This is a genomic window from Rhizobium sp. 21-4511-3d (assembly GCF_053522545.1).
The window spans coordinates 51,758-64,685 of the sequence record NZ_JBNWCF010000004.1; the positions used below are offsets into that span (position 1 = coordinate 51,758).

Sequence of the window (12,928 nt, forward strand, 5' to 3'; positions counted from 1 at the left end):
GGGGCTCTCCTGATGTTGGGAGGGCTGGCCGGAATTGTCGTCCGGCCGGCCCCATTCTCATGCGACGGCGTGGTTGGCCATCCGCTCCAGCGCGGTGACCAGACCGGAATGGTCGAGCCCGCTGTCGCCATTGGCGGCGCACTGGTTGAAGAGTTCCTGCGTCGCCGCGGTGTTGGGCAGCGAGATGCCGAGCGTCTTGGCGCCCTGCAGCGCGAGGTTCAGGTCCTTCTGGTGCAGCGAGATGCGGAAACCCGGCTCGAAGGTGCGGTTGATCATGCGCTCGCCGTGAACCTCGAGGATGCGCGAGGAAGCAAAGCCACCCATCAGCGCCGAGCGCACGCGGGCCGGATCGGCGCCGGCTTTCGAAGCGAAGACCAGCGCTTCGGAGACCGCCTCGATCGTCAGCGCGACAATGATCTGGTTGGCAACCTTGGTAACCTGGCCGTCGCCGCAATCGCCGACCAGCGTGATGTTCTTGCCCATCAGCTGCAGGAGCGGCAGCGCGCGGTCGAAGCTTTCCTGCGAACCGCCGGCCATGATCGACAGCGTCGCATTCCTGGCGCCGACCTCGCCGCCGGACACCGGAGCATCGATATATTCGGCACCTGTTTTGCGCACCCTGGCGGCGAAGTCCTTGGTCTCGATCGGCGAGATCGAGCTCATGTCGATGACGAGCTTGCCAGCCGATAGGCCGTAGGAAACGCCGTTCTCGCCGAAGAGAACGTCCTTCACCTCAGGCGTATCGGGCAGCATCAGGATGATGATGTCGACGCTTTCGGCGAGCGCCTTCGGCGTCTCGACGAATTGCAGGCCGTTGTCGAGCAGTTCCTGGCGCGGCGGAATGGCGAATTTCGAGGTGACGATGGTGTGGCCGGCATTCTGCAGGTGGCGGGCCATGGGCGTACCCATGATACCGAGGCCGATAAATCCGATTGTTGCCATGGTGTTAGCTCCTGATCTTGAGAATGTCTGCGCTGACTGGCGCTCGCGAGGTGGCGGCGAACCAGCCGAGCCCGACCTCGGTCGTCGTGCGCGGCTTGTATTCGCAGCCGATCCAGCCGTCGTAGCCGAGGGCGTCGAGTTGTTCGAAAACGAAGGGATAGGCGATCTCGCCGGTGCCCGGCTCGTGACGGCCGGGATTATCGGCCAACTGAATATGGGCGATCTTCGCCTGATGCTTGGTGAAGGTGCCGATCAGTTCTCCCTGGGTCCGCTGCTGATGATAGAGGTCGTACTGGATGAACAGGTTGTCGCTGCCGACTTCGGCGATCAACGACGCAGCCTGATCCGGCGTATTGAGATAGAAGCCCGGGATATCGAAGCGGTTGATCGGCTCGATCAGCAGCCGGATCCCGTGCGTGCCGAGTTCTGCGGCGGCGTATTTCAGGTTGGCGACGAAGGTCGTCCGCAGCACCTCGTGCGGCAGGCCGACGGGCGCGATGCCGGAGAGGCAATTGACCTGCGGGCAGCCGAGCGTCGTGGCATAGTCGATGGCTTCGGCAACGCCGCGGCGGAATTCGTCGATCCTGTCAGGCAGGATGGCAATGCCCCGTTCGCCGCCCGCCCAGTTGCCGGCCGGCAGATTGTGCAGCACCTGCGTCAGGCCGTGGAGATCGAGCGCAGCGCGCAGTGCGGCTTTGTCGAACTCGTAGGGGAACAGGTATTCGACGCCCTCGAAGCCGGCCTTGGCGGCCAGTGCGAAGCGCTCCATGAAGGGCACCTCGTTGAAAAGCATGGTCAGATTGGCGGCAAATTTCGGCATGGTGTTCTCCTCCTAGTCCAGCAGCGCCAGCGTCGCGGTCGGGGCGTCCTCGCCGCGCTCGGCAAGGTCCTCGAACTCAATGACTGAATCGATATCGACACCCATGGCAATATTGGTGACGCGTTCGAGGATGAACTCGATGACGACAGGCACCTGATGCTCGTCCATCAGCCGCTTGGCGGTCGCGAATGCCTCCTGGAATTCGTTGGGGCTGCGGACGCGGATCGCCTTGCAGCCGAGCCCTTCGGCAACCGCGACGTGGTCGACGCCGTAGCCGGGTTCGGCCGTGCCGGAGGCATTGATATTCTCGAAGGCCAGGCTGACCTCGAAATCCATGTTGAAGCCGCGCTGGGCCTGCCTGATGAGGCCGAGATAGGAGTTGTTCACGACCACATGCAGGTAGGGCAGCTTGTGCTGCGCGCCGACGGCGAGCTCCTCGATCATGAACTGGAAATCGTAGTCGCCGGAGAGCGCGACGATCGGCCGGTTCGGATCTGCGGCGCGCACGCCAAGGGCGGCCGGCAGCGTCCAGCCGAGCGGTCCGGCCTGACCGCAATTGATCCAGTTGCGAGGCTTGTAGACATGAAGGAACTGGGCGCCGGCGATCTGGCTGAGCCCGATCGTTGAGACGTAGCAGGTATCGCGGCCGAAAGCCTTGTTCATCTCCTCGTAGACGCGCTGTGGCTTCAGCGGCGTCTGGTCGAAATGCGTCTTGCGCAGCATCGTGCGTTTGCGGTCGCGGCACTCGTCCGCCCATGCCGACCAGTCGGCGAGCTTGCCCGCGGCCTTCCATTCGGTGGCGACGTCGAGCAGCAGCTTCAGCGCCGCGCCGGCATCCGAAACAATGCCGAAATCGGGAGCGAAGACGCGGCCGATCTGCGTCGGCTCGATATCGACATGCACAAAGGTACGGTCCTTCGTATAGGTCGCGACATTGCCGGTGTGGCGGTTGGCCCAGCGGTTGCCGATACCGAGCACGAAGTCGGAGGCGAGCAGCGAGGCGTTGCCGTAGCGGTGCGATGTCTGCAGCCCGCACATGCCGGCCATCAGCGGATGATCATCGGGAATCGTGCCCCAGCCCATCAGCGTCGGGATGACGGGGACGCCGGTAATCTCCGCGAATTCGATCAGCAGATCGGAGGCATCGGCATTGATGATGCCGCCACCGGCGACGATCAGCGGGCGGTGGGCCTCGTTCAGCATCGTCAGGGCCTTCTCGGCCTGGGCGCGGGTGGCCTGTGGCTTGTAGGCGCCGAGCGAGGCATAGGTGTCGATGTCGAACTCGATCTCGGCCAGCTGAACGTCAACCGGCAGATCGATCAGAACAGGCCCGGGGCGGCCGGAGCGCATGATATGAAACGCCTTCTGGAAGACGAAGGGAACCAGCGCCGGCTCCATGACCGTGACTGCCCATTTGGTGACGGGGGCAGCGATCTTGGAGATATCGACCGCCTGGAAATCCTCCTTGTCGAGGCGGGCGCGCGGCGCCTGGCCGGTGATGCAGAGGATCGGGATCGAGTCGGCCGAGGCCGAGTAGAGGCCGGTGATCATGTCGGTTCCGGCCGGGCCTGACGTGCCGATGCAGACGCCGATATTGCCGGCGCTGGCGCGGGTGTAACCTTCGGCCATATGGCTTGCGCCCTCGACATGCCGCGCCAGGATGTGGCGGACCGAGCCGCGCGCCTTCAGCGCCGAATAGAATGGGTTGATCGCAGCGCCCGGAACGCCGAAGGCGCAATCAACGTCTTCCTTCTCCAGAACCAGTATCGCTGCATCGACAGCTCGCATTCTTGCCATTGGATAATCCTCCGTATCTGGAAGATGAGGCTAACGCATCCTGCACACGGCGCAATTCAAAAATGGAAATCAATACCATCATGTGGAAATAAACATTTTCAATGAATCTGGAACAATCGATCGCGTCCGGCTATGTCATGACCACCGAGGGACAGGAGATGATGGCATGGCGGAGCATCAGGAAAAAGGGAGAGGCAAACCGGGACGCAAGCCGTCCGAGAACGCGGCTCCCTCCTCGGTCCAGGTGCTCAACCGCAGCCTGAAGCTTCTGGAACTGGTGGCGGAGGCTGAAGGCGCTGTCCTCACAGATCTTGCGGAGCAATCCGGCATGGCGCCCTCCACCGTACACCGGCTGCTGACGTCGCTGGCGCAGCACGGCATGGTCACGCATGATGGCGAGACCGGTGCTTGGACGATCGGCGTCAGGGCTTTCGAGATCGGCACGGCCTATCTGCGTTTCCGCAAGCTCGGCACGATCAGCCGTCCGTTCCTGAAGCAGCTGATGGATGAATGCGGCGAGACCGCCAATATCGCGATCGAGGATGACGGCGACGTGGTCTTCATCTCCCAGGTCGAAAGCCACGCGCCGATGCGCGCCTTCTTCCGGCCTGGACGCCGCGGGCCGATCCATGCCTCAGGGATCGGCAAGGCCATTCTCTCGACTTGGGCGGATGAGCGGATCGAGGCGCTGCTGGCAGGCCGGCCGCTGCAGCACTTCACCGGCAAGACGCGCGACAGCCTGCCGAAGTTGCTTGGCGATGTCGCGGAGATCCGCGCCCGCGGCTGGTCGATCGACGATGAGGAGCACACGCTCGGCATGCGCTGCGTCGCCGCGCCGATCTTCGACGAGTATGGCGAAGCGGTTGCCGGAATATCCATCTCGGGACCGGCCGTGCGGCTGCCTGATGAGAAGATTGCGGCCATCGGCCCATTGGTGGAGAGCGTGGCCGAGGGCTTGACCAAGGCGATGGGCGGACGCTCGAAACGGCCCTGAGCTTAAATGCAAAGCGCCGGCCTTCGTGAGGGCCGGCGGCAGGATTTGATCTGATCGACAGATCAGGCGGTTTCGAGCTGCCTATCGGCGGTCGCGCGCCGGGGCTTCTTCATCGCCTTGCCGGCAACATAGACCTCGGCGATGCAGCGGTCGTCGCCCATCGTCTGCAGGATAAAGAGTTCTTCGATCAGCGACCGCGCTGTCCGCATCCGGTATTCCATCGCAGACTTGGCGCGGGAATCGAGGATGACGATATCGGCGGTCACACCCGGTTCCAGCGAACCGATCTCCTGCTCGAGACCAAGCGCCACGGCATTGCCGCGCGTTATCCGGTAGAAGGAGTTGAGCGGCGTCAGCCGCTGGCCCTGCAGGTGCAGAACTTTATAGGCCTCGTCCATGGTCTCCAGCATCGAGAAGCTTGTACCCGCCCCGACATCGGTCGCGACCGACCAGCGGGCGCCGAGCTTGTCGAAACGGGCGCTGTCGAACAGGCCGGATCCGAGGAAGAGGTTCGATGTCGGGCAGAAGACGCCGACGGCACCTGTCTCTGCGAGAACCGAGATTTCCCTGTCGCTCATGTGGATGCAATGGCCGAGCAGCGTCCGCTCGTTCAACAAGCCGTAGCGGGCATAAATATCCGTATAGTCCTTTGCCGCAGGATAAAGCGAGGTGGCGAAGGCGATCTCGTCGAGATTCTCGGAGAGATGGGTCTGCACGTAGCAATCCGGATGCTCGGAAACCAGCGCCTTGCTCATCTCCATCTGTTCAGGTGTCGAGGTGATGGCGAAGCGCGGGCTGATCGCATAGCGCGCGCGGCCCCGCCCATGCCATTTCTCGATCAGCCGCTTGCTCTCGTCATATCCGCGCTCAGGCGTGTCGCGCAGCGCTTCCGGCGCATTGCGGTCCATCATCACTTTGCCGCCGATGACGCCCATGCCGCGCTGCTCGGCGGCCGTGAAATAGGCATCGACACTTTCGGGATGAACCGAGCAATAGGCGACGGCAGTCGTCGTGCCGTTCGACAGAAGCTCGTCCATGAAGCGGCCGGCGACTTCGGCGGCATGCGCGGGGCGGGCAAACTTCTGCTCCTCCACGAAAATATAGGTGTTCAGCCATTCCAGCAGCTGCGCGCCATAGGAGGCGATCGCCTGCGTCTGCGGGAAATGCAGATGCGTGTCGATGAAGCCCGGCAGGATCAGGTTCGGGCGGTGATCCTCGACCTTGATATCGGCGGCGGCGAGTTTCCTGACATCGCCATAGACGCCCGAAGTGACGATCTTGCCGCCGCGCACCAGAACCGCACCATCTTCGAAATAGCGATAGGAGGCATCGTCATCGATGCCCTGCGGCTCGGAGATGAAAGTCAGCACGCGGCCGCGGATCAGGATATCGGTCATTGGGTCTTCTCTCCGTTGATGGCGCTCTCGTACCAGGACACAAGCAGGCGCCGCTCGTCGTCGGTGATCTGAGTGACATTCGCGGGCGGCATGGCATGCGAGCGGCCCGCCTGCAGGTAGATCTCGCGGGCATGGGCGGCGATGTCGCGGTCAGTTTCCAGGGTCACGCCCTTCGGCGGCTTGATGATACCCTCCCACCCGGGCTCCTGCGCATGGCACATGGAACAGCGTCCCAGCACGGTATCGCGCACCTTCGGAAAGGCCTCGGCGGTGACGAAGGGCTGCTGAGCTGCCGAGATCTTCGCCTCCGCCGCATCGCCCGTCAGGATCTTCGGCACCGTCGACAGCCACATGATGCAGATGAAGATGATGACGGTTACGATCCAGGTCCATGTCGGATTGCCGGCATCGGCATGGCGGGTGTTGAAGTAGTGGCGGATGGTGACGCCCATCAGGAACACCAGCGAGGCGATGATCCAGTTGAACTCGGTGCCGAAGGCCAGCGGATAGTGGTTCGACAGCATCAGGAACAGGACGGGCAGCGTCAGATAGTTGTTATGCGTCGAGCGCTGCTTGGCGATCTTGCCGTATTTGGGATCCGGCGTGCGCCCGGCCAGCAGGTCGGCGACGACGATCTTCTGGTTCGGGATGATGATGAAGAAGACGTTGGCCGACATGATCGTCGCCGTGAAAGCACCGAGATGCAGGAAGGCGGCGCGGCCTGTGAACAGATGCGTATAGCCCCAGGCGACGAAAACCAAGATGAAATAGAGCGCCACCATCAGCCGCGTATTGTCGTTGCCGAATGGCGACTTGCAGATCAGGTCGTAGATGATCCAGCCGCCAGCGATCGTTCCGAGCGAGATGGCAATAGCCACCGGCTTGGACACGTCGAGCACGTGAGGATCGATCATGTAGAGATCCGCCCCGGCATAATAGACGAGACAGAGCATGCCGAAGCCCGAAAGCCAGGTGACATAGCTCTCCCATTTGAACCAGACGAGATGGTCGGGCATGTTGGCCGGCGCCACCAGATATTTCTGGATATGGTAGAAGCCGCCGCCGTGGACCTGCCATTCCTCACCGAAGGCGCCGGGCGGCAGGTCGGGACGTTTCTTCAGGCCGAGATCGAGCGCCACGAAATAGAAGGAAGAGCCGATCCAGGCGATTGCCGTTATCACATGCAGCCAGCGGACGGCGAATGTCACCCAATCCCAGGCGATGGCATATTCGTACATGGAGACCTCCCAGTTATCGGGAACGGTTCTGCCATCGCGCGACTTCCCCGGAAATCCCGTGAAATCCTCGAACACTTTCAAAAAAATCTATAAGATCGCGGCCGCTGTCCCATGAAATGATGTGGTAGAAAGCGCTATGTCCTATCTCGATAACATCCGCGTCTTCGTTCGCGTGATCGAACTCGGTACGCTTTCCGCCGCGGGGCGCGACCAGCGCGTGACGCCTGCTGTCGCCAGCAACCGCATCAAGGAGCTGGAAAGCCATCTCGGCGTCCGGCTCTTCAACCGGACGACACGAAAGCTGTCGCCGACGGAGCATGGCCGCGTCTTCTATGAAGGGGCGGTCAAGATCATCGAGGCCGTCAACGAGGCGGAGGGCGCGATTGCCGACCTGTCGCGCAATCCCAAGGGGTCGCTGCGCATCACCGCGCCGCTCGGCATCGGCCGCCGGCTGATCGCCTCGGGCATCCCCGAGTTCCACGACAAATATCCCGATATCGAGGTGCGGGTGCGCCTCTCGGACCACAATGTCGACATCCTCGCCGAAGGCGTCGATGTCGCCTTCAAACTTGGCGTTCTCGAGGATTCGAACCTGCGCATGCGCGGCATCCTCAATTGCCAGCGCGTGCTCTGTGCCTCGCCGGACTATATCGAACGGCGCGGCATGCCCGAGAATGCGGATGCGCTGATCTCGGACAAGCACGACTGTCTACTGCTGCGCTATCCCGGTTCGAAAGAATATTTCTGGACGCTCCTGACGGCAGCAGGCCTGCGCAAGTTCGAAGTCGGCGGCCCCTATGACAGCGACGACGGCGATGTCCTGACGCAATGGGCGCTCGAGGGACGCGGCATCATCAACAAGCCGCTCTTCGAGGTGAAGGCTTATCTGAGAGAAGGTAAGCTGGTGGAGATCCTGAAGGACAGTCCGCCCGCCTCCGTGCAGCTTGCCGCTCTCTATCCGCACAAGCGCTTCCAGGATCCGAAGGTGCGGCTGATGATCGATTTCATGGCCGACCGCTGTCAGCGGCTGATCGGCAAGCTGCTGGATGACGAACCCGCCGAGACCGAAGGCGCCTGAGCACGCCTTGCCGACCAGCTCAGCGCCGCCGTCATAATTTCGGCGGCGGCGAGCGTTGCAATGACGGCCGGTCGCTTGTCCTTCACGACGGTTCCGCCGATCGGGCAAACGAGCTTGTCGAACAATTCGGGATGACCAACCTCGCGCGACAGCCAGCTGCGGAAGGTCGCCCGCTTGGTCGATGAGCCGATCATGCCGACATAGGCGGCGTCGGGGCGGCTGAGCGCTTCGGCAGTGATCAGGAAATCCAGCGCATGGTCATGGGTCAGGATCACGAAACTGCTGCCGGCCGGGGCGTCATGAACGACCGCCTCCGGTATCGCCGTCAGACAGGTCTCGATCCGCGGCACGGTCGAGGCGGCCAGCTCATCTTCGCGTGTATCCACGAGAATGACGCGCAAGGGCGCGAGCGACAGCGCCATGGCCAGCGCATCGCCGACATGGCCCGCTCCGAACACATAGACGTGCGGGCGCGCAGCGATCTCCCGGTCACTGCGCGCAACGAGATCCCGCGCAAGGCGAGCATCGACCGCCGTCAGCGCGAGGTTGACCCGGCCGCCGCAGCACTGGCCGATCTCCGGGCCGAGCGGCACATTCATCGTGCCTGCAGCGGTCTGCAGCCGCAGCGCCCGGCGTGCCTGGTCGATCGCCATATGCTCCAGCTGGCCGCCGCCGATCGTCGAGAAGATCGCCCGCTCTGAAACCAGCATCCAGGCGTCGGTATCGCGCGGCGTCGAACCCGCCGCACCCACGACCTCGATCAGGATCGAAGCCGGTTCACGGCGCAGAAAATCCCGGATGTCTTCACGCGCGGCAGGCATGCGCTCACTCCCTGTTCGCCGCTTTGAGCCGCTCGATCGCCATCAGCACCCGCTCGGGCGTTGCCGGCGCGTCGAGACGCGGGCAGATCCTGTGATCCGCAACGCTCGCAACCGCGTCCGAAAGAGCATGCAGCACGGAGAGGCCAAGCGGAAGGGGCGGCTCGCCGACGGCCTTCGAGCGATGGACGGTCGGCTCGTAGGCCTGCGACCAGTCCGTCAGTGCGACGTTGAAGATTTTCGGCCGGTCGGAGGCGAGCGGGATCTTGTAGGTCGACGGCGCATGGGTGCGAAGCCGCCCCTTGCCGTCCCACCACAGCTCCTCGGTCGTCAACCAGCCCATGCCCTGGACGAAGCCGCCTTCGATCTGGCCGATATCGATGATCGGGTTCAGCGAGCGGCCGGTATCGTGGAGGATATCGGTGCGCTCGACGACATATTCGCCGGTCAGCGTATCGATCGAAACCTCCGAGCAGGCAGCGCCATAGGCATAGTAATAAAAGGCATGGCCGCGGCCCTTGGCGCGGTCCCAATGGATTTTCGGGGTCTTGTAGAAGCCGGCAGCCGAGAGCTGGACGCGCGCCATATAGGCCTTCTTGACCAAATCGTTGAAGGCGATCTCGTTCGCGCCGATCCTGACACGGTTGGGCAGGAAGATCACCTGCTCGGCGGGCACCTGATAGGTTTCGGCTGCAAAGGCAATCAGCCGGTCCTTGATCTGTCGTGCCGCATTCTGCGCCGCCATGCCGTTCAGGTCGGCACCCGAGGAAGCAGCGGTCGGCGAAGTATTCGGCACCTTGGCCGTCGTTGTCGCGGTGATCTTTACCCGGTCGAGATCGATCTGGAACTCCTCGGCCACGACCTGCGCGACCTTCAGATGAAGCCCCTGCCCCATCTCCGTGCCGCCGTGATTCATATGCACGGAGCCATCGGTATAGACGTGCACCAGTGCACCGGCCTGGTTCGATTCCGTCTTGGTGAAGGAGATGCCGAACTTCACTGGCGTCAGCGCGATGCCACGCTTGACGACACGGTTCCGGGCATTGAACTCCTGGATCGCTTGGCGGCGGCCGGCATAGTCGGCGCTCTCCTCCAGCTCCGCGACGATCCGCTGGATGATGCAATCCTCGACCTTCTGGTGATAGGGCGTGAGATTGCGCTCACCCTCGACGCCCATGGCGTCGTAGAAATTCAGCTTGCGGATTTCGAGCGGATCCTTGCCGACGGCAAAAGCCACCTCGTCGATGACGCGCTCCGCGCCGACCATGCCCTGCGGTCCGCCGAAGCCGCGGAAGGCGGTGTTGGAAACCGTATTCGTGTAGAGTGGCGCCGATTTCGCATGCACCGCCGGGAAGAAATAGGCGTTGTCGCAGTGGAACAGCGCGCGGTCGCCGACCGGGCCGGAGAGATCGGCAGAGAAACCGGCACGCAGCGCGAACGTATAATCGATCGCCAGGATCCGGCCTTCCTCGTCGAAGCCGACATCGTAATCGATGGCGAAGTCGTGCCGCTTGCCGGTCGCGGCCATGTCCTCGTCGCGGTCGAGGCGGAGCTTGACCGGACGGCCGAGCTTCTTGGCCGCGATCGCGGCCAGCGCCGCACATTGGTTTGCCTGCGTTTCCTTGCCGCCGAAGCCGCCGCCCATGCGGCGCACCTCGATCGTCACGGCATTGCTCGGCACGCCGAGCGCATGGGCAACCATGTGCTGGGTTTCGCTCGGCCCCTGTGTCGAGCAATAGACGATGATCTCGTCATCCTCGCCGGGAAGCGCCAGCGACACCTGTCCCTCGAGATAGAAATGGTCCTGGCCGCCAAGGCGCATGCGGCCCTTCACACGGCGCGGCGCGCTTTCGAGCCCGGCCGCAGCATCGCCGCGTTTCAGCGTCAGCGGCGTCACGACCTGGCGATGGGTCGAAACGTCGAGGTCCCATATGTCGATCTCGGCCGGCAGTTCCTCATAGGTGATCTTTGCCAGGCGTGCTGCGCGGCGCGCCTGCTCGCGCGTCTCGGCAATGACGCAGAAGATCGGCTGGCCGTGAAACTCCACTTTGCCGACGGCAAGCACCGGATCGTCGTTCATATAGGACGGCGAGATATCGTTGACCCCCGGCACATCCTCATGGGTCAGCACCGCGACGACGCCGGGTGCGGCAGCGACGGCCGAGAGATCGACCTCCTTCAGGATGCCATGCGCAACATTCGACAGGCCAAGCCCGGCATGCAGCGTGCCGGCGGGTTCGGCGATATCGTCGATGTAGATCGCTGTACCGGCAACGTGCTTGTGTGCGGAATCATGGCGCGGGCTGGTATGGACGCCGCCGGTGATCGTCTCGGCCTTGATGTCGGCAGTGTGCTTGTTCATGGCTCACGCAGCCTCGTATCTGGACAGCTGCGCCTGTTCGGCGCCCGATGTCGTTTCCAGGTAGAATCTGAGAAGAAGGTTTTTTGCCACCAGCGCCCGGTATTCGGCGGTCGCGCGCATGTCGCTCAGCGGCGCATAGTCCTCCGCATAACGCTCCATCGCGCGTTCAACGGTGGCCTCTGTCCAGGGCTGCCCGAGCAGCGCCTCCTCTACGGCAAAAGCCCGTTTCGGCGTCGCGGCCATGCCGCCATAGGCGATCCGTATTCCCGCAACCGTGCCATCGTTCGAAAGCTTGAGAGAGAAGGCCGCGAGCGTCGCCGTGATATCCTCGTCACGCCGCTTCGTCACCTTGTAGACCGCGAATGTCTCATCGGCCGCAGGCACCGGCACATGCACGGCCTCGACGAATTCGCCGGGCTGGCGGTCCTGCTTGCCATAGGCGATGAAGAAGTCCTGCAGCGGGATCGTGCGGCGCTCGGCACCCTTGCGCAGGGTGAGTGTCGCACCCAGCGCAATCAGCGGCGGCGGCGTGTCGCCGATGGGCGAGCCGTTGGCGATGTTGCCACCAATCGTGCCCATGTTGCGCACCTGCTGGCCGCCGATGCGGTTCACCAGTTCACCGAGCGCCGGAATGTGCTGCAACAGCGTCTCGATCGCCTCGGAATAGGTGACCCCGGCGCCGATCGAGATCAGGCCATCTTTCACCGAGACCGTCTTCAGTTCCTGCAGCCCGGCAATGAAGATGACGGGCGAAATCCGGCGCATATGCTTGGTGACCCAGAGGCCGACATCGGTGGAACCGGCGACGACAGTGGCGGCAGGAGACGCTTCGAAAATCGCGGCGAAGTCGTCGAGATCGACAGGGACGATCAGCTTTCCGCCATTCTCGATTTCGACGCGCGCACCGTCCCGCAGCGCCTGCAATCGCGAGATCATCGCCGTGCGTTCGACGAGCAGTGGATCCCTGGCAGTCCCGCCATAGCTGGAGATGGCACGCGCGGCACGGAGGATCGGTTCGTAGCCCGTGCAGCGACAGAGATTGCCCTGCAGCGCGATCTCGATCTGCCGGTCGGATGGCTCCGGCGTCTGCATCCAGAGCCCATAGAGCGACATGACGAAGCCCGGCGTGCAGAAGCCGCATTGCGAGCCGTGATAGTCGACCATCGCCTGCTGCACCGGATGCAATCGTCCGTCGCGGCCGGAGAGATGCTCGACCGTCACCACATGGCAGCCATCCAGCGATCCGAGGAAGCGGATGCAGGCATTGACGCTCCCATAGACAAGCCCGCCCGCCGGCGTCAGCCGCCCGACGAGCACGGTGCAGGCGCCACAATCGCCCTCGGCACAGCCTTCCTTTGTACCTTTCAGCGAGCGCGACAGGCGCAACCAGTCGAGCAGCGTCTGGTCCGGCGCGACATCTGAGAGAGCGATGTCCTGCCCATTAAGAATGAAGCGCAACTCTTGGCGGATGGCGACAGTCAT

At 63.1% G+C, this 12,928-nt stretch carries 10 protein-coding genes; 2 read left to right on the top strand and 8 right to left on the bottom strand.

The window, feature by feature from the left end:
• Positions 1-57 precede the first annotated feature (57 nt).
• From ACQZ5H_RS11040 to gcl, 3 genes are read right to left on the bottom strand one after another with little or no spacing between them, the layout of a single operon-like run.
• A complete protein-coding gene (locus tag ACQZ5H_RS11040) occupies positions 58-942 on the bottom strand; it encodes a 2-hydroxy-3-oxopropionate reductase (RefSeq protein ID WP_449097699.1) in 885 nt (294 codons plus the stop codon).
• Positions 943-946: 4 nt separating this feature from the next.
• Positions 947-1,762 (bottom strand): hydroxypyruvate isomerase, encoded by an 816-nt coding sequence (gene hyi / locus ACQZ5H_RS11045; protein WP_449097700.1) that lies wholly within the window; start codon positions 1,760-1,762, stop codon positions 947-949.
• A 12-nt stretch (positions 1,763-1,774) separates the two neighbouring features.
• A complete protein-coding gene (gene gcl, locus ACQZ5H_RS11050; RefSeq protein ID WP_449097701.1) occupies positions 1,775-3,559 on the bottom strand; it encodes a glyoxylate carboligase in 1,785 nt (594 codons plus the stop codon).
• Positions 3,560-3,725: 166 nt separating this feature from the next.
• On the opposite strand from gcl, the gene ACQZ5H_RS11055 reads away from it, so the two are divergent.
• Positions 3,726-4,553: an IclR family transcriptional regulator gene (locus ACQZ5H_RS11055; protein ID WP_449097702.1), complete on the top strand. Its 828-nt coding sequence runs from the start codon at positions 3,726-3,728 to the stop codon at positions 4,551-4,553.
• A 62-nt stretch (positions 4,554-4,615) separates the two neighbouring features.
• On the opposite strand, the gene guaD is transcribed toward ACQZ5H_RS11055, so the two are convergent.
• Positions 4,616-5,950: a guanine deaminase gene (gene guaD / locus ACQZ5H_RS11060; RefSeq protein ID WP_449097703.1), complete on the bottom strand. Its 1,335-nt coding sequence runs from the start codon at positions 5,948-5,950 to the stop codon at positions 4,616-4,618.
• Positions 5,947-7,188: a urate hydroxylase PuuD gene (locus tag ACQZ5H_RS11065; RefSeq protein WP_449097704.1), complete on the bottom strand. Its 1,242-nt coding sequence runs from the start codon at positions 7,186-7,188 to the stop codon at positions 5,947-5,949. The genes guaD and ACQZ5H_RS11065 overlap by 4 nt, the downstream gene beginning before the upstream one ends.
• Before the next feature lie 136 nt (positions 7,189-7,324).
• On the opposite strand from ACQZ5H_RS11065, the gene ACQZ5H_RS11070 reads away from it, so the two are divergent.
• Entirely contained in the window at positions 7,325-8,266 is a 942-nt protein-coding gene (locus tag ACQZ5H_RS11070) for a LysR family transcriptional regulator (protein WP_449097705.1), read from the top strand.
• Here the strand turns inward: ACQZ5H_RS11070 and xdhC are convergent.
• From xdhC to xdhA, 3 genes are read right to left on the bottom strand one after another with little or no spacing between them, the layout of a single operon-like run.
• Entirely contained in the window at positions 8,209-9,087 is an 879-nt protein-coding gene (xdhC, locus tag ACQZ5H_RS11075; RefSeq protein WP_199625211.1) for a xanthine dehydrogenase accessory protein XdhC, read from the bottom strand. The two genes, ACQZ5H_RS11070 and xdhC, sit on opposite strands and share 58 nt — an antisense overlap.
• Before the next feature lie 4 nt (positions 9,088-9,091).
• Positions 9,092-11,446, bottom strand: a complete 2,355-nt coding sequence (gene xdhB / locus ACQZ5H_RS11080) for a xanthine dehydrogenase molybdopterin binding subunit (protein WP_449097706.1) — start codon at positions 11,444-11,446, stop codon at positions 9,092-9,094.
• 3 nt (positions 11,447-11,449) lie between these two features.
• The gene (xdhA, locus tag ACQZ5H_RS11085; protein WP_449097707.1) at positions 11,450-12,928 is read right to left on the bottom strand and encodes a xanthine dehydrogenase small subunit; all 1,479 of its coding nucleotides are present in this window, start codon (positions 12,926-12,928) and stop codon (positions 11,450-11,452) included.